This is a genomic window from Chloracidobacterium validum (assembly GCF_018304825.1).
In the GTDB taxonomy this organism is placed as follows: domain Bacteria; phylum Acidobacteriota; class Blastocatellia; order Chloracidobacteriales; family Chloracidobacteriaceae; genus Chloracidobacterium; species Chloracidobacterium validum.
In genome coordinates this window covers 1145807-1169171 of the sequence record NZ_CP072648.1, presented here as the reverse complement: position 1 = coordinate 1169171, position 23365 = coordinate 1145807, and the positions used below count along the sequence as shown (strand labels likewise).

Sequence of the window (23365 nt, the reverse complement as noted above, 5' to 3'; positions counted from 1 at the left end):
GGCGCGTTACCTCAACCGGCCATGCTGAAGGTCTTCGTCACCGGCTTTGAGCCATTTGACCAGCTTCCCATCAATCCGACCGAAACGGTTGCCCTGACCGTCAATACGCCGGTCGGCCTGCACGTGATGCGGTTTGTGCTGCCGGTCGTCGCTGAGACCTGCGTCACACGCTTGCTACAGGCGATTGAGGCGGAGCGTCCGGCAGCGGTCCTCGCGCTCGGCCTCGCGGTCGGGCGCGCCGTGGTTTCACTCGAACGGGTCGCAGTCAACCTCGATGATTTCAGCCGCCCGGACAATGCCGGGAATCTGCGCTACGACACGCCGATTGTGCCTGACGGACCGCCGACCCTCTGGACAACCCTGCCGATTCGCCACATGGAAAAGGCGCTCAAGGCCGCGGACATCCCGGTTGAAATTTCCTATTCGGCCGGAACGTACGTTTGTAATCACCTTTTCTACCAAGTCCAGTATGCTCTCCAACGGCAGCCCGGCCGGTGCCGCTTCGGTTTTGTGCACCTGCCGCCAACGCCTGACTTGGGACGTGCCGGACTGCCCCTCAGCACACAGCTTCGCGCCGTCGAGCGGTTGCTTGAAACCTTGCGCGACACAACTGAACAGGACGTATGGTCAAACCACCTGCTCTGAAACCGGGCGACCTCATTGGCGTCATTGCACCGGCCAGCAATGTCAAGCTCGACTGGCTGGCTGCTGGCACCCGCGAACTCGAACGGCGCGGCTTTCGCGTCATCCACCGGGCGGACATTGGAGCCAAAGCGCGTTACACGGCCGGAACCCTGCAACGGCGGCTCGCCGAGTTTCACGAAATCTGGATGAATCCAGAAGTCAAGGCCGTGATTGCGGCGCGGGGTGGCTACGGCACGATGCACTTGCTGCCCCATCTCGATGCGGCGCGGCTGAGCGCGCAGCCCAAAATTTTTGTCGGCTACAGTGACCTGACAGCATTGCACCTGTTCCTGTGGCGGGCTTGTCGCCTCGTGACGTTTCACGGCCCGATGGTTGCCAAAGACTTTTCAGCCGGAACAGCGCACTACGACTGGGATTCATTTTGTCGCCTGACGATGGACGCCCAGCCGGCCGGAACGCTGACTTCTCCGCATGTTGAAACATTAATCGGCGGCCACGCGAGTGGCGTACTGGTTGGTGGGTGTTTGTCGCTCGTGGCGGCCCTGGTCGGGACACCGTGGCAGCTCGATACGGCTGGCACGGTGCTGTTTCTTGAAGATACTGCAACCAAGCCCTACCAGATTGACCGCTTGCTTCAACAACTTTACCTCGCCGGGCAGCTTGACCGTGTGGCCGGTTTTGTCTTTGGTGAAATGAGTGACTGTGTCCAGCATGCGGAGCAGGGTTACCACTTGGCAGAAGTGATTCATGACCTGATTCGCCCGCTGGGCGTCCCGGCCATTTACGGTTGGCGCAGCGGGCACAGCGACGTGGGCAATCGGACGCTGCCATGCGGCGTCCGGGTGACGCTCGATGCGCGCGCGGGCACGTTGACCGTGACGGAAGCCGCCGTGGCATGACCTCAGCCTTGGGCTAATCTGTCGTGGGAGGGACAACCGATGATCTCAGGCAGCGCGCTCGTCGGTGTCACACTGGACAGCCGATATGAAATCCTAACGCGCATTCATACCGGCGCGGGCGCGACCGTGTATCAGGGACGAGACCTTCAGACCAATCGCCTGGTTGCCATCAAGTCAATCTCGCAGCACGAGTTTGGGAAGTATCACGAGGCCGTTCTGCGGTTTCGCCGCGAGATGCAAATCCTGGCGACCATTCACCACCCAAACATCATCGAAATTTATGACCGTGGCGAGACGCCGTATGGGATTACCTATTTCGTGATGCAGTGGCTCAACGGGCGGACGCTACTCGACGAACTCGACCATGTTGGACAGCTCGAACTCACACGCATTCAGGCGATACTCGCCCCCCTGTGCGATGCCGTCGCCGTGATTCACCAAGCCGGTATCATCCACCGTGATCTGAAGCCCGGAAATATCTTTTTGAGCAAAACCTCAGAGGGGCGCGAACACGTCACGCTCCTTGACTTTGGCATTGCCAAGCCACTTTTTGACTGGGAAAGCGACGACTTTGAAATTTCAACCGAAAGTCTTGCGGTTGGAACGCCGGAATATATGAGTCCCGAACAGTGCAGCGAAAAAGACCTGACGCCGGCCAGTGATATTTATAGTCTTGGCGTGGTGCTCTACCGCATGCTTGCGGGGCGTCCACCATTTATCGGCCCGGCACAGTACATCATGGCCCGGCACATTGCCGGTGAACCGCCACCGCTTCACCTGCGGCGACCGCATCTTCCAGAGGCCGTGGCTTCGGTTGCGCTTCGCGCTTTAGCCAAAGACCCGGACGGGCGCTTTGCCTCCGCTTTGGACCTGCGGGTAGCCTTTGACCAAGCCCTGGCAGAAGTTGATGAAGACGTTATTTATCAGCGCGTACAGCCGCCAGAAACGGACGAAGCTGGAGCCTGGAAACGCACCCGGCAGATGGATGCGCTCAAACCACCCAACCTTGGTCCAGAAACCTAAGCCGCGCCGGCGCCGCCCCTGACCACAGCAGATGAGCGCAAGCGGATTTCAGGAAGCTTCATATACGTTCGCTCCCACAAGCCTGTCATAAAGCTGCCGGTACTCTTCATTGGAGAACAACCAATGAATGACTACTTTGAAAAGTACAAAAAAGAAGCAAACGTTGAGTAAAGCGGCTTTGATCATTTCACGCAGAATAGCCCTGCCAAACGAGAGATAATTACCATCATCGCGCACAACTACTAGTTTGAAGACTTTTTTACCCGGTGATGCGCCACTTTTGCTGAGCATGTAAGCACACGCCAGCCAGTAGGCAAATGAGCCAAGGTACATAAGGATAACTCCTCCCATCCCCCGCCCAGCCTGGGATTCATCCTCGATGCTCCGGAGGATGGCAAGCCCGGGGAGAGTACAGACCCACATCAGCGCTTGATCCACAACATAACTTAGGAAACGTTTCAGCAAGGTAGCACTGCCACCATGCCCGATTGACGTTTCTGGCAGGTATCCCCCTGCGACTTGCCCGTAAGCTGGAGCATAGGGTTTAGGCGGTGGTGCATAAGACGTGTAAGAGGATGCATAGGGTGATGGAGCCGTTCCGTCATCAGGAATATCACCGGAGGGTGGCCGCGGGGACTCCCCAGGGGAGAACAAGGGTTGGAGTTCTAGGACCTGACCAGCCGCAACCCAGCCAACTCTAGGCTGAAAAACTTGGTCAGTAGGCAGTATCCGGCCTTCTCGAACCCACTGCTTGAGTTCTTCAAGGTTTGTTTCATAGCTTTGTCTTTCAACTATGACACGCCACGTCATACAGAGAGGCACCTTTCTGGGGGGGCGCCATTGACCAGACTGGCCATAGCTCAAAAAAATTAAGCGGCAGGCTTTACGACAGTATTAGCCCAGCGCAAACGTTGGCAGAACAGTCCACGCCCCGCGCGACTGAACCGAAGGCACTGGGCAAGCGGTTGCAGAGGAGTCGAGTCAGAAGGCGAAAAAACGCTTGGGTAAAGTGCAAACGAACCCGTGAGCGTTTCCGGCGTGAGAGGCGCTTGAGCCGGCCGGCGCTCAACCGACAAATCGAACCAAAACGGCGTTACCGGCGCTCGTGCTAGCGTGGGTGACACTGGTCCGACGGCAACCAAGCAACCAAAGCAAGCAGGCGAATTCAGGAAGCTTTATACACGTTTGCCCGCACTGCCTTGTCATACAACTGCTGGTTCTCTGAATCGAAAAGCAACCACAAATTGAACAAAAAGCAAGCGTTGCCGAAAACACCTTTGAGAAGCTCACGCAGCAAGGCCCTGCCGAATGAGAGATACCGACCGTCGTCACGCAGAATGACCGTCCCGGCGAATTTTTTGCCAATTGTCGCTCCGCTCCGACTAATCAGGTAAGAGTTCAAAAGCAAGTAAACAAACCCACCAAGGAAAAGAAGGAAGCATCCAACCATGAGCATGTCCCCATCTGTAGACGACCGTGAACGGCTGGCAGATGCCTCAAGGGCGATAAGAATCGTGAGCCAACCAAGGGAAGTAAAGAACAGGGATATAAAGGTATCCACCAGAGAACCGAGCAGCCGTCTTCCAAGACTGGCAGGCGTACGAAGTACAATTGGCTGTGGCAGGTATCCCCCGGCTTGTCCGTATAAGGGAGCATAAGGCAGGGGCGGCGTGTAAGACGCAGCATAGGGTGACGGAGCCATTCCACTCCCAGGCATGCCTCCAAAAGGTGGTGGTGGCATCACCCTAGATGGAAAGCAGCTTTGGAGTTCTGGTATCTGACTGGCAATCACCCAGCCAACGTCAGGCCGAAACACCTGGTCAGTAGGCAATACTCGTCCTCCCCGAACCCATTGCTTGAGTTCTTCCTGGTTGGTTTCATAAGTCTGCCCGTGAACGATGACGCGCCAAGTCATACTAAGAAAACCTTTCAAAAAAAGCCTTTCAAAGGTTTCCACTCAAGGCTCCCTAGCCACTGGAACTCTTGAAAGCCGTAGGCGAAAAAAAAGCTACTTTTGGGTAATGCGCGTACGGTAATACTTCTTTTTCCCTTGTCAACACTTCTTACCTGCTGACGTGCGCCGGGCTTGGTAACCCCAACTCTCCGATTGTGTTCAGAAGTCCTCTGGTGCCATCGCGGCAGGCTTGACGATCGGCGTTGGCGCCAACGCAAACGCTGGCAGTAGATTCCAAGCTTAGCACGACTGAACCGAAGGCACTGGGCAAGCGGTTGCAGAGGAGTCGAGTCAGAAGGCACAAAAACGCCTGGGTGAAGCGCAGAGGCGCTCAGGCCGGCGTCAGTCCACAAATCGAACCAAAACGGCGTTACCGGCGCTCGTGCTAGCGTGGGTGGCGCCGGTCCGACGGTGAACAAGGCAAATAGGCAAAATTTCAGGAAGCTTCATATACGTTTGCCCGCACCACCTTGTCATACAGTTGCCGGCGCTCTGAATCGAAAAGGAACCACAAATTGATCACGAGGCACAGGTTGCCGAGAACGCTTTTGAGTATCTCACGCAGCAGGGCCATGCCAAACGTCAGATATTGACCATTGTCGCGTAGAACGACGATCCCGACGAGCTTCTTGCCCGGCGATGCGCCAGTCTTGCTGAGCAGGTAAACGCACAACAACCAGTAGATCACCGGGCCAAGGTACATGATGGTCAGTCCCCCCGTCATTCGCCCGACTTGTGAGCTATCCCTGACGGTGGTGAGGATGAAGACTCCGGGGAAACCAGAGGACATCATCACAAAGCCATCCACTAACACCGCCAGGAAACGTTTCCAAAGATCGGCAATATCACCAATCTTGGTTGACATTTGTGGCGGCGGATATCCCCTGGCTTGCCCGTAAGTCGCCAGGTCGGGTTCAGGGGACGGCACATCAGAGGATACATACGAAGCTATTCCGTCCCCAGGAACGTCGCCAGCGGATGGCGGGGCCATAGCTTCCGGGGAAAACAAGGTCTGGAGTTCTGGCATCTGACCGGCAGTCACCCAGCCAACGTCAGGCTGAAACACCTGATCGGTGGGCAATACCCGTCCTTCCCGAACCCATTGCTTGAGTCCTTCCTGGTCTGTTTCGTAAGTCTGCCCGTGAACGATGACACGCCACGTCATGACGGGAAAACCTTTCAAAGGGATGCCGTGCCCAAAGCTTGCCGGCCGCCAGGCTGAAGGTGATGAAAACGACTCGATGCACAGATGCGGTCATGGTAGTGCGTTGCTCTGCCCTGTCAACAGCACGCTTGCCAACCCGCGCCGGGCCGGGGGACAACCATCCAATTGCGCGCTGGAGTCCTGACTGGAGACGCTGGGAAGCGTTTGAGAGGGTCGAGTCAGAAGGGCGCAAAAACGCTTGGGTAAAGCGCAGAGGCGTTCGAGCCGGCCGGCGCTCAGCCACCGACAAATCGAACCAAAATGGCATTACCAGGCGCTCCTGCTAGCGTGGGTAGCGCGGTCCGACGGTGAACAAGGCAAATAGGCAAAATTCAGGAAGCTTCATACACGTTCGCCCGCACCACCTTGTCATAGAGTTGCTGGCGCTCTGAGTCGAACAGCAACCACAAAATGAGCAGGAAGCAAATGTTGCTGAAAACGTTTTTGAGGAACTCACGCAGAATGGCCATGCCAAATGTGAGATACTGACCATCTTCACGCAGAACCACTGTCCCGGCGAGTTTTTTGCCCGGCGATGCGCCACTCTTGCTGAGCATGTAGGCGCACAACAGCCCGTAAGCAATCGCGCCAAGGTAGATGAGAAGGTATCCTCCGGCGGCTCGACCAGCCGGCACGCTCCCGCCATCCTGGACCCCAGCGGCGATGGCGGTCATGTAAAGAATTATACCGGGCAAGCTACAAAGCATCGTTAGGCATCCGTCCACGAAAGCACCCAAGAAACGCTTGCCAAGGCTGGCGGGGCTGCCAAAGGAGATTGCCATTGGCGGCCCGTACCCCCCAACTTGTCCGTAAGCCGGGGTGTAAGGGTCAAGGGGCGGCGTATGAGGCGCGTAAGACGATGCATAGGGGGACGAAGCCAGGTCACCACCGCCTGGCGTGCTTCCAGAAAAGCCGGCGGGAGGCGGGAGCGTCGCCGCTCCAGGTGGAAACCACGCCTGGAGGTCGGCAACCTGACCAGCCGCAACCCAGCCCACGCCAGGCTGAAAAATCTGGTCAGTAGGTAGTACCCGACCCTCTTGAACCCACTGCCTGAGTTCTTCAAGGCTTGTTTCATAGGTCTGCCCTTGAACGACGACACGCCAGGTCATGATGGAAAAATGCCTTTCTGGGAGAGTGGTCGCGCGATACCCAATTCAGAGCGAGGAAGGCCTCATCTACGGATACAGGCGGCTATCGTAACGCACTAAGTTGCCCTGTCAACGATATACGTTTGAGATGGCGCCAGATTGACGGAACAAACCATCGGATTGCGTTCTGACCGGGCATCCGTATAATGGCAAACTTCCCTGGTGGGAGACGCATCTGCCACTACGCGGCGTAGTCGGCTCTGTTTTGCGCAAGACACGACCAACCACAGCCAAACTTTCTAAGGACTGCTACAGATCATGAAGTTTTCTTTTCCGCTCTGGGCGCTTGCCGTCGTCGCGGCAGGCTTTACGACAGCCTCGGCGCAAGCGCTCCCGACGGGGACTGCCCAACCGGCTGCCCCACCCAAGGCCACATCCATTCCAACGGGACGGGTTGTCATCGTCAACACCCTAGCGTTTGGCGAAAAGATTGATGAGTTCCGGCGGCAGGCGCAGAAGTTGGAAGACAAGTTCAAGCCCCGCACGACTGAACTAGAGACACTCAGTAAGCGGTTGCAGGAGTTGAGCCAGAAGGTGCAGGACGAAAAACTTTCGGTTGAAGTTCGCCGGCAGGCTCAGGAGCAAGGACTGGCGCTTGAAAAGGAATACAAGCGCAAGGATGAAGACCTCCGTGCCGACATCGAGCGCGAGCAGCAAACGATCCTCAACCCACTGCGTGAAAAGGTGTTCAAGTTCATGGAAAGCTACGCGGCAGCGCGGGGCATCATCATGATCATTGACGTGGGTGCGCTGGCCGCCAACAACAATCTGGGCATGCTTCCCTACGTGGACAATGCGGCTGACATTACCGAGGACTTCATCAAGGAATACAATCGCGCCAACCCGGTGGCAGCGGCACCGGCTGCCAGCGCCAAGCCCTGAGCTTCCGGCATGGCTATGAAGCTAGGCGACCTGGCTGCTGCGCTTGGCGTTCCCTGCCTTGGCAATCCCGACCGTTTGATTTTGGGCGTCGCCGAGTTTGAAACAGCCTCGCCCACCCACCTGACGCTGGCCATCGGCACACGGCGCAAACAACTCGCGTCATCCCGGGCTGCCGCTTTCATCGTTGCTGCCGACACGGTGACAGATGCCGAGCTGACTCGTTACGACCTCCTGCCGGCGGACTATCCCAAAGTCACGTTTGCCAAGGCGATTGAGCTTTTACACGTTCCGCCACGTCAAGCCCTGGGAATTGCCCCGGAAGCCCTGCTTGCCCCGGATGTCGTCATTGGCGAGGGTTCAACCGTCGGGCCGCGGGCCGTTATCGGGGCCGGGTCACGGCTTGGCGCGCGGGTCACCATCCATCCAGGCGTGGTGATTGGATGCCGCGTCGAGATTGGGGATGACACCACGATTTTCCCCAATGTGACCGTTTACGACGACGCGCGCATCGGCGCGCGCTGCATCCTGCATGCCGGCGTCGTCATCGGCGCGGACGGCTATGGCTACGCCCGCGACGCCACCGGCGCACATGTCAAAATTCCGCAAGTCGGGACAGTCATCATCGAGGATGATGTCGAAATTGGAGCCAACTCGACGATTGACCGGGCGACGCTCGGCGAAACGCGCATTGGACGCGGCACCAAGATTGACAATCTCGTTCATATCGCCCACAACTGTGTCATTGGCGAAGAAAGTTTGCTGGCGGCGCTGGTCGGGCTTTCCGGTGGCGTCAAGGTTGGGCGGCGCGTCACCCTGGCCGGACAAGTCGGGGCGAACCCACAGGTTGAAATCGGTGATGGCGCCATCATCGCGGGCAAAGCTGGGATCACCAAGTCGGTTGCGGGTGGCGAAACCTATGCCGGCGTACCGATCACGACCCTGCGCGAGTGGAAGCGCGAGCGGATTTACGCGGCGCGTATTCCGTACCGCCTCCCAGACATCGAGACCCGCCTGGCCGCAGTTGAAGCGCGACTCGACGCAAGCCAGCCAATGCAGCTCCGCCAACCCGTTGAAAGTGAAGACTGACCATGGAAACCGTGCTGAACATTGCCCAAATTCAAGCCTTCCTTCCACATCGCTATCCCTTCCTGCTGGTGGATCGGGTCATTGCGCTCACGCCCGGGCAACAGATTGTCGGACTCAAAAACATCACCATCAACGAACCGTTCTTCCAAGGTCACTTCCCCGGCATGCCGGTCATGCCCGGCGTCTTGCAAATCGAAGCCATGGCCCAAACCGGTGGGCTGCTGCTGCTCAATCAAATTGCCGAACCCGAAAAAAAGCTGCTGCTCTTTGCCGGCATTGACGAAGTGAAGTTTCGGCGTCCGGTTGTGCCGGGCGACACGCTCCACATCACCATGACGCTGCTGCGCTTCAAAGGCAAGGTGGCGCGCTTGCGCGGCGAAATCACCGTTGACCACCAGGCCATTTCAGAAGCCATCATCACCTCGGTGCTGGTTGATCGGGAAAGCCTTTCCCTGGGTGGATGATGGCGCGCCCGATTCAATGGGTTTCGCCCGCGCTGTCAGCCGCGTTTCGCCACGCCTCGACCGTCGTACAGGACAAACCCGGCGACACATCGCCGCTGATCTCGTAACCGTGTTGCCGCAAAAGCGCGAGCAGCGCCGATCCGCGCCGGTTGAAGTCATGAATTTCCATGGAAATCCACCGTGGATAAGCTCCATCGGCCAGCAGTCGTGGCAACACTTCGTACTCGCTGCCCTCGATGTCCAGCTTGAGCCAACAATCGGCGTCAATCCGTGGCACGACGCAGGGAATCGGAATGCCGGGCGGCTGTTCGTCAATGTAGCCGCCGTAGGACGTTCCGGGGTGGTAGTAGAGCGTGGTTTCACGCGACCACAAGCCAACCGGGTGAATGTCGGCCACAATGCCATTGGCGGCGAAGTTGTGGCGGAGCTGGGCCAGATTCTTTTCATCCGGCTCGAAGCAAACGAGCCTGGCATCCGGGAACAATGCCTTGGCAAGCACGCCAAACATGCCGATGTTCGCGCCGCCATCCACAATCTGGCGTGGCGTGAAGGGGGGGGGCCGGATAAGCGCCTTTGACCAGCTCCCCTCCGATGAGAAAGTCTTCGCGGTCGCCCTGCCGCATTGCAAAGCTACAGGCCCGCGTTCCGATTCGCAGCCGGAGCGTCACTTGTCCGTTCTGCGCATGGGCATTGATCCGCTCGAGAAACCAGGCGCGCGCCCGCGCGCGTCGTTCTCCGAGCGACACCAGCCCAGCCAGTAAAAAAGCCAACCATCGGTCACGCCAAGTCAGCCCGCTTCGGGCATGCGTCGCCAACGTCCAGATGGTGCGCAGTGTCCGCCACGACTTCACCAGGTGAAGCTACCTCCGGTCAAACATTCGTTCAGCCACCCGTTGCGCATTGACACGCCACGAGTTGTCAGCTTGAAAACGCGCCCACGACGGCTGTGGCGGGGACGTTAGCAAGTCCTGCAACCCGCCGACCAGCGCCGCAACATCATCCGGCTCAACCCATACGCCGAGTTGGTAGCGCTGCACCAGGGTTTTGAGCGGTCCAGGACCGCTCGAAGCCAAACAAGGCACGCGATAATGGGCCGCCAGCGCCAGCACGCCGCTGGCCGAGCGAAACGCGCCACTGTAGGTCAGCAGAACCGCGTCCACTGCCGCGAAGAGATCGGCCGCCTCGTCGTTTGGCACATAGCGTTCAATCCACCGACACCGATGCGCCACCCCGCGTTGCTCGGCCAGAGCGCGGTAAAAGTCCACCGGGCGCTGCCCGGCGGACTGTACCCGGCCGGCGACAATGAGGTATGGCGTCGGGCAGTGAACGAGACTTTCAATGACCAAGTCCAGGTTTTTGGCGTCGCGGATATGGCCGAACGCCAGCAAGACCGGCGCATCCGGTGGAAGCGCCAACTGTTGGCGCGTGTCCAGACGAGTGCGCGTCGGGGGCGGATAGGTGTAGGGACCGTGCGGAATGACCGTCACCCGCAGCGCCGGGTTCGGGCGCGCGGTGTCCAGCGCAATCGCTTCGTGAACAAAGGCCTCCCGCAAGGGCCCATAGGCCGCGCCGATTGACCACCGGTGCCACCAGCGCGGCCCAACCACGTAATCGCGCACCGGGTCATGAATGACCGCCCCAAAAACGACCCCTTCCCGCGCCAACCGGCGTAACCGTCCGGCCCAGAGCGGAGCCAGGTATTCGCCAAAGGAACCAATCAAGACCTGCCGGACGCCAGTTTCATCAATGATCCGCGCCAACCGGCGATAGTTTTCCAGCTTGATCCAGGCGTAGCGCCCACCACGTCGCCACCGATTGGCAATCGGACGCTCTGGCTTTGGCTCGAGCAGCTCCGGCTGCCTGGCATAGCCGGCCTCTGGATGGCACGGGTACTTGGGCGTCGTCAGAAGTGTCACGGTCATCCCCAGCGCCGCCAACGCATTGCATTGCTCGTGGGCATAGTCGGCCGTGCCACCGTAGCTTTCTTCCAAGAAGTACAGAAGTCGTTGCGCCGTTTCCGCCATCTCCGCCTTACGGGGTCGCGGGTGTCGGCCGACCAATCGCGGCCACCAACCGCCCGACCGGATGGCGTCCACGCTCGCGTCGGTAAGAAAAAAACAGGTCGGTCCGGGCCATCGTGCACCAACCCGAAGCGTAAATTCGCTCCGGGCGCAGTCCGGCTTCCACCAACTGCTGCTGATTGGCTTTTGGAATGTCCAGATGGAACTTGCTGGCGCCTGGCGGTCGCTTGAACCACTGCGCCGCCTTGGTCGGAAAAGCTTGGTGAAACGCTTCGACGACCTCATCCCCAACTTCGTAGTGGTCAACGCTCGCCGCCGGACCGAGTGCGGCCTGCAAGTCCTCCGGCCGCGCTCCGAAGTCGGCGCGCAGCCGGGCCACGGTGTGTTCGACAATGCGGGCCAGCGTTCCCCGCCATCCGGCGTGCACTGCGGCGAACGCGCCCGTCCGTGAGCAACCGATGAGCACGGCTTGACAATCTGCCGTATAGACGGCTGCCCACCGCGCCGGGTCTTGTCCAACCCAGGCGTCCCCGCTTCTCGGTTCGGCTTCGTTTTCGGTTACGGCATCCAGCGTGTGCACGGTGTGACCATGAACTTGGCGGAGCGTCTGCAAACGGTCTTCTGTTTCATCCAGCACGGCTAAAAATCGTCGCCGATTCTCGGTGACATGTTCCGGCGCATCACCGGCAAAGTAGCCAAGGTTGAGCGCGTTGGACGGGAGTGGACTCACGCCACCCAAGCGCGTGCTGAAGCCATGGCGGAATCCAGCCGCTTCGAGCGGCAGACACACCAGAACCGCGACTTCGCCCTGGCGTCGAAAACTAAAAGCTTGGTTGCTCATGCCATGCTCATGCCAGCGGCAAGTGGCCTAGCAGCCGCTTCCCCTTTCCAAGTTGGACGGCACGCGCCATGGCTTCCCGGACGTAGGCTTTAGCCCGCGCAACGGCTTCGGTCACTGGCTGGCCCTGCCCAAGGTGCGTGGCCAGGGCGGCCGACAGCGTACAGCCGGTGCCATGCGTTTCAATCACGATGCGCTCGCCGGAAAAGTAGCGCAGGTCACGTCCATCAAACAGCACATCGGTAGCGTCGCCGGTCAAATGGCCACCTTTGACCAGGGCGTACCGCGCGCCCATGGCCTGAAGCGCCCGGGCCGCGCGTTCCATATCGGCCACCGTCTCGACGGGTAAGCCGGTGAGTTCTCTGGCTTCCGGGAGATTCGGTGTCACGACCGTCGCCAGCGGCAGCAGTTTGTTCTTGAGTATGGCAATGGCATCGGGTTCGAGCAGAAGGTGGCCACTGCTGGACACGAGCACCGGGTCCACCACCAGCGGCCCGCGCCAGTTCGCCGCCAGCCAGTCGGCAACGGCTTCGACCACGCCCGCCGTGGCCAGCATGCCGGTTTTGGCAGCGGCTATCGGCAGGTCTTCGCGCAAGGCAGCCAGTTGGGCAACCACCACGTCCGGCGGCAGCGGATGGAAACTTTTGACGCCGACCGTGTTTTGCGCCGTCGTGGCGGTCAGCGCGCCGACGCCATGCGCCCCACAGGCTGCGACCGTCTTCAAATCTGCCAGCAAACCCGCGCCGCCTGCCGGGTCAAGCCCGGCAATCGAGAGAACGACCGTTGTCATGGCAGGGCGTCGAGAATGGCGTCCACCTTCTCAGGTGTCAGGTTTTCGTGAAAATCGAAGTTGATCTGCATGGCCGGGGCCGCCGAGCACGCGCCGATGCACTCAACTTCGCTCAATCGAAAGCGCCCGTCCGGGGTTTTCTGTCCCGGCCGAATGCCAAGCCGCTTTTCGAGATGTTCGCGGAGCTGCGCCGCCCCACACAAGTAACAGCTAATCGTCCGGCAGAGCTGGAGATGGTAGGCGCCAATCGGCTCGGTAAAGAGCATCGAGTAGAACGTCAACGTCTCGTACACGTCGTTCATGTTCAGCCCCAGCTTTTTGGCAATGAAGCGCATGCCATCTTCCGGGATGTAGTTACAGGCGTTTTGCACCAGATGGAGCAGGGGCAGAATGGCCGACCGCTTCTGTGGGTAGCGGGCAATGATGGCATCCGCCTGGCGTTCAAAGTCTTGGGTCAGGACGTCGGCAAAGGTTGGCATAGTCGTTACCGGTCAATTTCGCCCAGCACGATGTCGAGGCTTCCAATAATTGCCACCACATCGGCCAGCAGTGCGCCTTGGCAGAGCTTGGGAATCGCCTGGAGGTTGACAAACGACGGCCCGCGCACGTGGCAGCGGAAAGGTCGCTCAGTACCATCGCTGATGATATAGAAGCCGAGTTCGCCCTTGGAGCCTTCGATGGCGTGATAGGCCTCGCCGGGTGGAACACTGAACCCATAGGCTGCCAGCAGGAAGTGATGGATGAGCGCATCCATGTGGTGCTTCATGTCCTCACGATCAGGCAGGACGATCTTTGGCGAGTCGGCCTTGATGGGACCTGGTTTGAGGCGGTCGAGCGCCTGGCGGCAGATTTTCCAGCTTTCTTCCATCTCGCGCATGCGCACGAGGTAACGGGCATACACATCGCCGTCGCGTTCAACCGGAATCTCAAAGTCATAGGTTTCGTAGCCGCAGTAAGGTTCAGCGCGGCGCACGTCATGGGCTACCCCGGAACCGCGCAACGTCGGACCCGTCACGCCCAAAGCAATGGCATCCTCACCCGACAAGATGCCCACGCCGCGCGTCCGCTTCTGGAAAATCGGGTTGTTCGTCAGCAGCGTGTGGTACTCCTTGAGCGCCGCCGGAAACTCATCCAGAAACTCCCGAACCAGCCGACCAAAGTTTGGTGGCACATCGTACGGCAGCCCGCCAACGCGAAAATAACTGACCGTCATGCGTCCGCCGCAGACGGCTTCGTAAAGGTTGAGAATTTTTTCGCGCTCGCGGAAGCAGTAGAAAAAGAGCGACATCGCGCCCAAGTCGAGCGCATGCGTCCCCAACCACACCAAGTGTGAAGCAATCCGTTGCAGCTCGGTCAGCAACACCCGTAGGGTCTGGGCGCGCGGTGGAATGTCGTTGGCCAACCCAAGGAGCTTCTCGACCGTCATCACATACCCAAGGTTGTTGCCCATCGGGTTGAGGTAGTCCATCCGGTCGGTGATGACGATGTTTTGCTGATACTTCTTGGTCTCCATCTGCTTCTCCATGCCCGTGTGGAGATAGCCGATGTCGGGCTTGACGCTGACGACGGTCTCGCCGTCCAGGATGAGTTCAAGCCGCAACACGCCGTGCGTCGAAGGGTGTTGCGGACCCATGCTCACCGTGATGGCGTTGTCGAGGGCTGACTGCTCGCGCAGCATCTCCCGAATCTTTTGCTGCGGCGCGTAATCGAGTTCGATGACATTTGAATGACGAAGTGATGACATGGCCGGTGGCTCCAGCGCGGCGCACAGGGCGGTCCTTCAATAACCCTGGAGCGGAAAATCCTTTCGTAAGGGATGGCCTTCCAAATCGTCGGGGGTGAGAATCTTGCGCAAGTCCGGGTGATTGGTAAAGCGAATGCCCAGCAGGTCGAAGGTTTCGCGCTCATGCCATTCGGCTGTCGGATAAACGCCAACGAGCGTGGGTACCTCACAGTCGCTTTCGGGGACGCGCACCTTCAGCCGGAGGCGATAGCCATGGGGAATGGAAAACAGGTGATAGACCACTTCAAAGCGTGGATCGGCTTCGGGGCCGCGATCCACGCCGCACAGGTCAGAGAGCAGGTTGAACAACAGCTTTGGTTCATCGCGCACATAGCGCGCCACGTCCACAATGGCGGCGCGGGAAATATACACCGTGACTTCCCCGTTGTGGACGACGACCTCCTCGATGGCCGTCTGGAAACGCTGGCGCAACTGGGCCAAGGTGTCAGTCGCGCCCTTGACCAGTTCTAGATCGTCGGGCGAAACCACAACGGGCGTGGCCGACGAGTTGCTCATGCCGCGGCTCCCTCGGACAATAGGTTGCGGTCGCGGCGGTCGGTCAAACGCTCGGTCATGATCTTTTCCTGGAGCTTCATCAGGGCATACATCAGCGTCTCCGGCCGGGGTGGACAGCCGGGCACATACACATCCACCGGCACCACCTGGTGAACGCCCTGCACGATGGCATAGTTGTTGAAGATTCCACCCGCTGTGGCGCACGCCCCCATCGAAATTACCCACTTCGGGTCGGGCATCTGATCGTAGATGCGCCGCAGCACCGGCGCCATTTTGCGCGAGACACGACCGGCGACAATCATGACATCGGCTTGCCGCGGACTGGCGCGGAAGACTTCCGAGCCAAACCGCGCCATATCGTTGCGGGCCGAGGTGGCATTCATCATCTCGATGGCGCAGCAGGCCAAGCCAAACGTCGCCGGCCAGAGCGATGACTTGCGCGACCAGTTGATGAGGTCTTCCAGGCGCGCGGTCAGGATTTCAGGCAGTGCCGCACCGATTGTCGTTTCGAGTCCCATGGCGCATTCTCCTTCGTCCGACTCAAGCGTTACTTGCTCCAGTCGAAAACGCCTTTCTTCCAAACGTAAATGTAGCCAACGAAAAGCGTTGCCACAAACAGCATCATCTCGCCATAGACAAACAGCTTATTGCCGAGTTCTTCGGCGAGGGCCTTATAGACGACCGCCCACGGAATAAGCACGATGGCTTCGATGTCAAACAAAATGAACAGCAGGCAGACCAGATAGAACTTGACCGAAAAGCGTTCGCGGGCGCTGCCAACGGGGTCGTTTCCGCACTCATAGGGCATGAGTTTCTCGCGGGTTTTGATGCTTGGTCCGAGCAGCCGCGACGTGTTGAGGATCATCGTGGCCACGAAAGACGCCAACCCAAACACCATCAGGAGCGGAAAGTAGTTTTGCAAATCACTCGACATTAGGCGGACGCTCCACTGGGTAACAGGATGCCGGAAAACAAGCGCGCCGAACCGGCTTTGTGAGAGGGCATACCAAAGCGATGGTAAAAAGCCACTGCTTCAAGGTCAAGCAAGGCAAGCGTGGTTGCGTTTGCGTCGGTCGTTGGGTAGCGTCTAGCGGTCAGTTCTCCTTGGTGTCACCTCCACCGGCGGCCGGCCGCTGCCCTATGTCTTACGTACCAGCTTTTTGAGGACGCGCCTATGCTTACGCGCTACGGAAAATGGGATGGGCTTGACCTTGACCACTTCAATCTTGAAAACCTGCTCGAAAAGCTCTCCGACTTTTTCCTGCAAAGCGGCTTTTCCAACGGGGGTTGGTCGCGGCGGATTCAGGACCCGGACCAATCCCTGGAAGCCCTCCGCGAAGCGATTCGGCAGCTCATTCGTTCTGGCCAGCTATTGAGTGAAGCTGAAATGCAGGCGCTCCAGGATGAGTCTGGCGGCCTGGATGAGAAAAAGCTCGATGAACTGGTGGACGCGCTCATCCAGCGGCTGCTCGAACAGGGTTACTTGCGCGCCACGCGGGATGAACGCGGGGGCGCGCCGCCCAAGCCCGGAGAAGGACGCATCGAGCGTGACAGCGGGGCGCGGGTCAAGTTTGAGCTGACCGAAAAGGGCACCGACTTTCTCGGCTACAAGGCCCTGAGCCAACTGCTCGGCTCGCTGGGCAAGAGCTACGCCGGACGCCACGACACCCAACACCTTTCGACCGGCATCGAGGCGTTTCAATCGAGTAAGCCCTACGAGTTCGGCGACGCCCTCAACCTGGATGTCAACGCCACGCTGCTGTCGGCCATTCGGCGCAGCGGGCTGGGTGTACCGCTCGACGTCGAGTATGGTGACCTGATGGTTCACCAGTCGGAGTACGCCAGCTCGTGCGCAACGGTGCTGATGCTGGATTGCAGCCACAGCATGATTCTCTATGGTGAAGACCGCTTCACGCCGGCCAAGCGGGTGACGTTGGCGCTGACGCATCTCATCCGCACGCAGTATCCCGGCGACACGCTCAAGTTGGTGCTCTTTCACGACTCAGCCGAGGAAGTGCCGCTTGGCAAGCTGGCGCAACTCACCGTTGGCCCGTACCACACCAACACGGCCGAAGGACTCAAGCTGGCGCGGCGCCTGCTGCTGGCCCAACGGGTGGACATGCGGCAAATCATCATGATCACGGACGGCAAGCCCTCGGCGCTTACGCTGGAAGATGGGCGGATTTACAAAAACTCCATGGGTCTCGATCCCATGATCATGGACGCCACCTACAAGGAAGTGGCCCAGTGTCGCCGCAGCAACATTGCCATCAATACCTTCATGCTGGCCGACGACCCCTATCTGGTGAACTTCATCAAGCAAGTCACCAGCATTGCCCAGGGGAAAGCCTACTTCACGACCGTTATGACCCTTGGCGAGTACATTATGATGGACTTCCTGCGACGCAAACGGAAGAGAGTCCGGTAACCGCCTTGGTGAGCTGAAAACCATGTCGGCCTTGCTTCACTCCCTTTCACGCCGGTTTGGGCGCAGCCTCCTGGTGCTACTCGTGGCGACCGCGGCCCTGGGCTGCGCCGGGACTTTTGCCTATCAGCGGCCGTTGACGGTGGTTGGCTGGTATGACCGGTGGCGGCTGTGGTGGGCTGGGGTGGCGTCGCGTGAGGTCGTGATTGATGGCATACGGCTTCACTACAAGGAAGCCGGCACGGGCGAACCGCTGGTGCTCATCCACGGGCTGGGCGGGAGTTCCGACGCCGATTGGGGACAGACACTTGCGCCCCTTTCCAAGCAGTTTCACGTCTATGCGCTCGACCTGCCCGGATTTGGGCAGTCTGACAAGCCGCCCCAAGCCAGTTATGCCATCCGGTCGCAAGCGGCGACGCTGGTCAAGTTTCTCGATACGGTTGGCGTCCGGCGGGCCCATCTGTGCGGGCTTTCGATGGGCGGCTGGATTGCGGCTTACACGGCGAGCGAGTATCCCGACCGCGTCATGCGGTTGATCCTGGTGGATAGCGCCGGGGTGCGCTTCGAGCCGGCGCCAGACCGCGCCCTGCTGGACCCGGGAACGACCCCTGAAGACTTTTCAAATTTTCTCAAGGTGCTCTTTTTCAATCCACCGCAGTTGCCCGCGCCCCTGATTCGAGATTTCCAGGCGCAGGCTCGCCAGCAGGCGTGGGTGATTGACCGGGCGCTGGCGGCCATGATGACCGGTGACGATGCCCTTGAGCCACGCCTGCCAACCATCACCGCCCCGACCCTGATTATCTGGGGCAAGCAGGATGCGCTGCTGCCGCTGCACTCCGGCGAGATCATCAAAAGCGGGCTGCCGACGGCCAACGTTGTCGTCCTTGACCGGTGCGGTCACATGCCGCCCATCGAGCGCCCAGACGCTTTCCGGCGGGAGGTGGAGCGATTTTTACGCGCCTCGCCACCGGCCGAACATGAATACACGCTGATTCCGTAGGTTATGCCCATTCACCCAACCGCCATCATCAACCCCCAAACTCGACTTGGTGAAAACGTTGCGATTGGTCCCTATGCCGTCATCGGCGCGGACGTCGTGCTCGAAGACGACGTGACGGTTGGGGCGCACTGTGTGATTGACGGCCCAACCCGGATCGGACGCGGGACCCGCTTGTTTCCGTTTGCCTCGGTTGGTCAGGACCCACAGGATTTGAAATATGCCGGCGAGCGAACCGAACTCATCATCGGTGAGCGCAACGTCATCCGTGAGTTTGCCACGCTGCACCGTGGCACCGGCGCCGGCGGCGGGGTGACGCGCGTCGGCAACGATAACTTGCTCATGGCGCAGTGCCACGTCGCCCACGACTGCATCGTTGGCAATCACATCATCATGGCCAATGGCGCGTCGCTGGCCGGTCACGTCGAGGTTCATGATCACGCCACACTTGGCGCATACGTTGGCGTCCACCAATTTTGTCGGGTCGGGACGCATGCCTTCATCGGCGCCTATTCCGTCGTGGTCAAAGATGCCCTACCCTATGCGCGCAGTGTCGGCAACCACGCCAAATGTTACGGGCCAAACAGCCTTGGGCTACGGCGTGCGGGGTTTTCCAGCGAAGACCTGCGGGCCATCGAGCAAGCCTTCCGGCTGCTGCTCAACTCGAAACTCAACACCTCCCAGGCCGTGGCGGCCATGACGGAAACGTTTGGCAACCATCCACGCATCCACATCTTGCTCGACTTTATTGCCACCTCCCAGCGCGGTGTTATTAAATGAGCGCGGTTTCTCGAACACCAACCACCAACGCCCAAGACAGGCGCACGCTCAGGATATACCGAAGCTTCAGGACATACCGAACAGGAGGCACGCTCAAAAAGCGAGGTGGCGCAGGCCTGTTCACTCTCTTTGTTTCTGAAAGCCAATCCTTAGCGCACGCCCAGTCATCGTTCACGTTTGGTCCGTCCACAGTTTATGTTGCAAAGTATCCGCGCCTATTTTGACTATCAGCCGATTGATCCCCTGGTGAATTTTCTGGATGCCAATGCCGAGCGCATCATCCGGTCATATCACTTCACATCGGAACTCTCACGGCTGACGGCGCGGTTGATTGAGGGGGTTGCTTCGCTCAAAAGCCCGGCGGCGGCGCGGTTGATTGCCGGGGCGCGGGGCACCGGCAAGAGCCATACCCTGGCCGTGGTGCGGGCGCTGGCCTGCACGCCGAAGACCCGCCACACGGTGGCTAACAATCCACCGCTGGCCAATGCCGTCAAGCGGCTCGAAGGTGTCACGTTTCTTCCGGTGTATATCTCTGGAAAGCCACTGACCGAGGAACTCACGGATTTCGCCACACTGCTGCGCGACGCCCTGGCCAACATCCCGGAATCGCCCATCGCCTTTGACGACACGCAATGGTTTTCAGCCATCGAGGGCAACCAAATCTGCGAGCTACTGGCCAGTCGGTTATTTCCGGGCATGGCCTTCTTGTTTGTCATTGATGAAATCTCAGATGCGCTGCGCATGCCACGGCGCGCCCTGGTGCAAGATACGCTCGATTGGTTGACGAAGCTGGCGGAGAAATCGCGGAGTCTGCCGTTTGCCCTGCTCCTGGCGCTGGATAGCGACGTTACTGCGCCCCATACAGGCATGGCCGCGCGGTTGACGGCGGACTATCAAACTGACGCCCTCACCCTTGACAATCTGCGCCGGATAACCGACCAGGCCGTCTTTCGCAAAACCCCACAGCAACGGGCCGAACTGACGGCGCTTTACCAGGAAACGCTCAAGTCACTCCCGCGCTTTCACTGGAGCGAAGAAGAGTTTTGCAGCCTCTACCCGATTCATCCTGCCGTCCTGGAAGTCGCGCCGGGACTCTCAACCTACTGTGACAGCTTTTCACTCTTCAGCTTCATCAACGGCATTATCGGGGGTGCGCTGCGCCGCCGCCCCATGCAGCTCATCTCGCTGGATGACCTGTTTGACAAGTATGACTTTGAACTGAAACGCCACCCGACCCTGGCCCGCGCCGTTGCGATGTATGACTATCTTTCAACGATGCGGCTTCCGGCACTGAGCTTCGAGCAGCGCATCCCGGCCAAGCTGCTCCTCAAGGGGCTGTTTCTGTACTCGCTGATTGGGCGGTCAGTCAGCGCCGATGAGCTTACCAACGCCATGATGCTGGGCGATATTGGCTATAACCAGGCAGCGTTGTTGCTTGACGACCTGCACGCCCACAGCGAAGGACAAATCATCAAAGACACGAGCACAGCTATTTGCCGCTACAGTCTCACGGTGCTAGAGCAGTTTGACCCAGAAGCCCGCCTCAAGGTCGCGCTGGCCGAAACACCCAATGACGATACGCTTGACGCGCTCCTGGTTACACTGGGCGGCAGCGCCCTCTTTCACGACTTTCCCTTTACGCTCGACGCCCTGCTCCTCAGCGGCGCGAAAACCTACCGGGATGAAATGACTATCCTTTGGCGAAATACCGGACGGCGGGGCATCGTCAGCTTTGGCGCACCCCCAGAAATCTTTACCAATCCACCGGTCGGTATTGAACGCAGCGGCGACCCTTTCACGCCGGCAACGGTCATTATTCCAACGGGTGACGAAGCCGAGACAGACGCCAAGCCATCCGTGACCTACCACTGGGCTGAAGACCTTTGTGAATACGACTGGCAGCTCTGCATTGGCAGCAGTCAGTCGCCCCTGCCTCCCAACACAAGCACCACGACGCCGAGCTTGCTTTACTGGTGTCCGGCACCCCTCAGCGCCGAGGACACCGAAACCCTCAAGTCGCTCTGGATTGCTTACACCCGCGGGGAAGACGTGTTTGGGGATGAAATCTCAGACCGGGTCGCTGCGCTCGAAACGCTCAACCGTGCCATTTTCTTGAAACTGTATGTCGAAGCTGGCGAACTGGTCGCCGCTAACGGTGAGCGCCACAAGCTCACCGAACTGTTTCCAGACGGACTACCGCGCACCCTGCATGACTTTCTGAGTACTGTGATTCGCAAGCCGCTCGACCTCAGGTTTCCGGCGCACCCCATCTTCCCGGCGCCGCTGACCGAGCGGGAAACCAAGCGCCTGGTGCTTGGCTTGCTTGGCGGCCTCAATCCAACCGACGCGACGGTGCAGGAAATCGCACAGCGCTTCGCGGCTCCGTTCCATATCGTCGTCGAGCGGGATGGACTGTACCAACTGGCCATGGACCGCGACGAGGCGCTGGGCGAACCCTGCATCAGCGAGGTGCTGCGCTTGGTCGAAGCAGCCGGGTCAGAACCGGTGCCGGTTCAAGTTGTTTACCAGACGCTGCGCCGCGAGCCGTATGGACTCCTCGAACCGGCGCAGCAAATCGTCATGATGGCTCTGGTTGCCGGTTGGCGCATCGAGTTGATGGATGTGTCGGGGCTGCGTATTTTCACCGCCGCCGAACTGACCCAGGATGTGAGCTTTCGGCAGTATGGTTCGGTCCGGCGCACGGCCGCCATTACCTATGCTTCGGAAACACTTTCCGAATGGTGTCGGTTGCTGACGGAGCGTTTTGACCTTCCTGACCTGGCCACCGACCGGAAGCAGGTGCGTGAGAGCCTGGCCCAGTGGCATCAGAAATGGTTGAGTTACCGCCTTGCCGAACGCTTCGAGTCGTTGCCGATGGAGATGCTGACGACTCGCACCTGGCAGCTCATCATCACCTGCAAGCGCTACTTTGAAACCACTGCCGCCGCCGTTGAAGCCGTCCTGTTTGAGCGCATTTCCCTTGAAATGGGTCTGGCCCGCATCGTGGATATTTTTGCCGCCAACCCGACCATTTACCAGCGCGCAGTCATTGACTTGCGGGTTCTGGTCGAGTTTCTCGACTGGCTGCCGTTCTATGTCAAGGCGAAATCCTACACGTTGAGCGCGCTGCCCGTTGCCGACGCCGATGCCCGCAACGCGCGCCGGGAACTCGGAAACTTCTTTGAGCACCCGCACCGCCTGCTCGATGAAGACAAGCGCATCCGCTTCGAGCAAGTCTTTGAACGCTTCAAAAAGCACTACATCGAAGATTGCATTATGCAGGACGAACAAGCGACGAAAAACATTGACCTATCGTTGCTCACGAACTTCCTGGCCAGTCCGGTGTGGCGACTCTTTGAAACGCTATCCCGACTGGTGATCGCCGACGAGCAGTATGCCCGCCACGCCAGGCAAATTCTCGCCGACATTGAAACCCGGCGGCGAGCGCTTCATCTGCGTGAGTTCCTCGAACATCAACCGCTCGTCGGTGGCTTGATACGGCGGCGCGCACTCCCGCCGTTGCCCAAGCAAATTGACCAACTCAAAGCCATCGTTCACCAGGGAATTCGGCACTTCCGGCAGTGCATTACGCAAAACCGCAACCTCATCAGCCAAAACTTGCGGACGCTCGGACTCCCTGAAGCCGATGAGCGACTCGTGACCGCCACCCTCACGGCGGTGGCTTCTCCAACGCCATCCACGGATTTCGTGGTTGCGCCGGAAGCGATGGACCACATCAACGCCGCCCTCCTAGCTGGCACCCCGGTGACGCCAGTGACAACGACCCTGCCACTCTCACCTGGTGAGTCCACCACCAAGGCTGACCTGGCCGCGCGGATTGCCGAATGGATGGCCGGGCTGCCAGATGAGTCGCCCATCACCTTTGACGTTCAGAAACGAAGCTAATGAT

24 protein-coding genes are annotated in these 23365 nt (G+C 59.4%); 10 read left to right on the top strand and 14 right to left on the bottom strand.

All coding sequences use genetic code 11. The features are described from left to right. The first annotated feature begins 21 nt into the window (after positions 1-21). The 3 genes from J8C06_RS04905 to J8C06_RS04895 are packed head-to-tail and all read left to right on the top strand — an operon-like array spanning position 22 to position 2567. Positions 22-645, top strand: a complete 624-nt coding sequence (locus J8C06_RS04905; RefSeq protein ID WP_211429665.1) for a pyroglutamyl-peptidase I — start codon at positions 22-24, stop codon at positions 643-645. Next, positions 624-1544 carry a S66 peptidase family protein gene (locus tag J8C06_RS04900; RefSeq protein WP_211429664.1) on the top strand — a complete coding sequence of 307 codons (921 nt, stop codon included), beginning with the start codon at positions 624-626 and terminating at the stop codon, positions 1542-1544. Before J8C06_RS04905 ends, J8C06_RS04900 begins: the two co-directional genes overlap by 22 nt. A 39-nt stretch (positions 1545-1583) precedes the next feature. After that, positions 1584-2567, top strand: a complete 984-nt coding sequence (locus J8C06_RS04895; RefSeq protein WP_211429663.1) for a serine/threonine-protein kinase — start codon at positions 1584-1586, stop codon at positions 2565-2567. Positions 2568-2615: 48 nt separating this feature from the next. Here J8C06_RS04895 and J8C06_RS04890 read toward each other — a convergent pair whose 3' ends face one another. The 4 genes from J8C06_RS04890 to J8C06_RS04875 form a co-directional block, all read right to left on the bottom strand. Beyond that, on the bottom strand, positions 2616-3377 hold the full coding sequence (locus J8C06_RS04890; protein WP_211429662.1) for an RDD family protein: 762 nt from the start codon (positions 3375-3377) through the stop codon (positions 2616-2618). Between the two features lie 355 nt (positions 3378-3732). Further along, positions 3733-4524 (bottom strand): RDD family protein, encoded by a 792-nt coding sequence (locus J8C06_RS04885; RefSeq protein ID WP_211429661.1) that lies wholly within the window; start codon positions 4522-4524, stop codon positions 3733-3735. A 433-nt stretch (positions 4525-4957) separates the two neighbouring features. Next, the gene (locus J8C06_RS04880) at positions 4958-5686 is read right to left on the bottom strand and encodes an RDD family protein (RefSeq protein ID WP_211429660.1); all 729 of its coding nucleotides are present in this window, start codon (positions 5684-5686) and stop codon (positions 4958-4960) included. Between the two features lie 371 nt (positions 5687-6057). Continuing rightward, positions 6058-6834: an RDD family protein gene (locus J8C06_RS04875; RefSeq protein ID WP_211429659.1), complete on the bottom strand. Its 777-nt coding sequence runs from the start codon at positions 6832-6834 to the stop codon at positions 6058-6060. 297 nt (positions 6835-7131) lie between these two features. Between J8C06_RS04875 and J8C06_RS04870 the strand changes: the two genes are divergently transcribed. Genes J8C06_RS04870 through fabZ form a run of 3 tightly spaced genes read left to right on the top strand, consistent with a single transcriptional unit; the run spans position 7132 to position 9305 of the window. Continuing rightward, positions 7132-7755, top strand: coding sequence for an OmpH/Skp family outer membrane protein (locus J8C06_RS04870; RefSeq protein ID WP_211429658.1), 624 nt, complete (start codon positions 7132-7134; stop codon positions 7753-7755). A gap of 9 nt (positions 7756-7764) precedes the next feature. After that, positions 7765-8841: a UDP-3-O-(3-hydroxymyristoyl)glucosamine N-acyltransferase gene (gene lpxD / locus J8C06_RS04865; RefSeq protein WP_211429657.1), complete on the top strand. Its 1077-nt coding sequence runs from the start codon at positions 7765-7767 to the stop codon at positions 8839-8841. Positions 8842-8843: 2 nt separating this feature from the next. Further along, positions 8844-9305: a 3-hydroxyacyl-ACP dehydratase FabZ gene (fabZ, locus tag J8C06_RS04860; RefSeq protein WP_211429656.1), complete on the top strand. Its 462-nt coding sequence runs from the start codon at positions 8844-8846 to the stop codon at positions 9303-9305. A gap of 13 nt (positions 9306-9318) precedes the next feature. On the opposite strand, the gene J8C06_RS04855 is transcribed toward fabZ, so the two are convergent. From J8C06_RS04855 to J8C06_RS04810, 10 genes are read right to left on the bottom strand one after another with little or no spacing between them, the layout of a single operon-like run. Continuing rightward, positions 9319-9813, bottom strand: coding sequence for an FkbM family methyltransferase (locus J8C06_RS04855; protein WP_211429655.1), 495 nt, complete (start codon positions 9811-9813; stop codon positions 9319-9321). Then, positions 9749-10156 carry a hypothetical protein gene (locus J8C06_RS04850; RefSeq protein ID WP_211429654.1) on the bottom strand — a complete coding sequence of 136 codons (408 nt, stop codon included), beginning with the start codon at positions 10154-10156 and terminating at the stop codon, positions 9749-9751. Before J8C06_RS04850 ends, J8C06_RS04855 begins: the two co-directional genes overlap by 65 nt. A 9-nt stretch (positions 10157-10165) precedes the next feature. Continuing rightward, positions 10166-11329, bottom strand: coding sequence for a glycosyltransferase family 4 protein (locus tag J8C06_RS04845; protein ID WP_211429653.1), 1164 nt, complete (start codon positions 11327-11329; stop codon positions 10166-10168). Positions 11330-11336: 7 nt separating this feature from the next. Then, the gene (gene pgeF / locus J8C06_RS04840; protein ID WP_211429652.1) at positions 11337-12167 is read right to left on the bottom strand and encodes a peptidoglycan editing factor PgeF; all 831 of its coding nucleotides are present in this window, start codon (positions 12165-12167) and stop codon (positions 11337-11339) included. Between the two features lie 7 nt (positions 12168-12174). Further along, positions 12175-12954 (bottom strand): bifunctional hydroxymethylpyrimidine kinase/phosphomethylpyrimidine kinase, encoded by a 780-nt coding sequence (thiD, locus tag J8C06_RS04835; RefSeq protein ID WP_211429651.1) that lies wholly within the window; start codon positions 12952-12954, stop codon positions 12175-12177. Further along, entirely contained in the window at positions 12951-13433 is a 483-nt protein-coding gene (gene nuoE, locus J8C06_RS04830; RefSeq protein WP_211429650.1) for an NADH-quinone oxidoreductase subunit NuoE, read from the bottom strand. Before nuoE ends, thiD begins: the two co-directional genes overlap by 4 nt. Before the next feature lie 5 nt (positions 13434-13438). Next, on the bottom strand, positions 13439-14698 hold the full coding sequence (gene nuoD, locus J8C06_RS04825; RefSeq protein ID WP_455423713.1) for an NADH dehydrogenase (quinone) subunit D: 1260 nt from the start codon (positions 14696-14698) through the stop codon (positions 13439-13441). Positions 14699-14734: 36 nt separating this feature from the next. Continuing rightward, the gene (locus J8C06_RS04820; RefSeq protein WP_211429649.1) at positions 14735-15253 is read right to left on the bottom strand and encodes an NADH-quinone oxidoreductase subunit C; all 519 of its coding nucleotides are present in this window, start codon (positions 15251-15253) and stop codon (positions 14735-14737) included. Next, positions 15250-15771, bottom strand: a complete 522-nt coding sequence (locus J8C06_RS04815; protein ID WP_211429648.1) for an NADH-quinone oxidoreductase subunit B — start codon at positions 15769-15771, stop codon at positions 15250-15252. Before J8C06_RS04815 ends, J8C06_RS04820 begins: the two co-directional genes overlap by 4 nt. Positions 15772-15800: 29 nt before the next feature. Further along, a complete protein-coding gene (locus J8C06_RS04810; RefSeq protein WP_211429647.1) occupies positions 15801-16187 on the bottom strand; it encodes an NADH-quinone oxidoreductase subunit A in 387 nt (128 codons plus the stop codon). Between the two features lie 240 nt (positions 16188-16427). On the opposite strand from J8C06_RS04810, the gene J8C06_RS04805 reads away from it, so the two are divergent. The 4 genes from J8C06_RS04805 to J8C06_RS04790 all read left to right on the top strand — a co-directional run bounded on the left by J8C06_RS04805 (position 16428) and on the right by J8C06_RS04790 (position 23361). Next, positions 16428-17681, top strand: a complete 1254-nt coding sequence (locus J8C06_RS04805) for a vWA domain-containing protein (RefSeq protein ID WP_211429646.1) — start codon at positions 16428-16430, stop codon at positions 17679-17681. Between the two features lie 22 nt (positions 17682-17703). Next, positions 17704-18678 carry an alpha/beta fold hydrolase gene (locus J8C06_RS04800; protein WP_211429645.1) on the top strand — a complete coding sequence of 325 codons (975 nt, stop codon included), beginning with the start codon at positions 17704-17706 and terminating at the stop codon, positions 18676-18678. A 3-nt stretch (positions 18679-18681) separates the two neighbouring features. Beyond that, a complete protein-coding gene (gene lpxA, locus J8C06_RS04795) occupies positions 18682-19455 on the top strand; it encodes an acyl-ACP--UDP-N-acetylglucosamine O-acyltransferase (RefSeq protein ID WP_211429644.1) in 774 nt (257 codons plus the stop codon). 195 nt (positions 19456-19650) lie between these two features. Next, on the top strand, positions 19651-23361 hold the full coding sequence (locus J8C06_RS04790; protein ID WP_211429643.1) for a DUF6079 family protein: 3711 nt from the start codon (positions 19651-19653) through the stop codon (positions 23359-23361). Positions 23362-23365 lie beyond the last annotated feature (4 nt).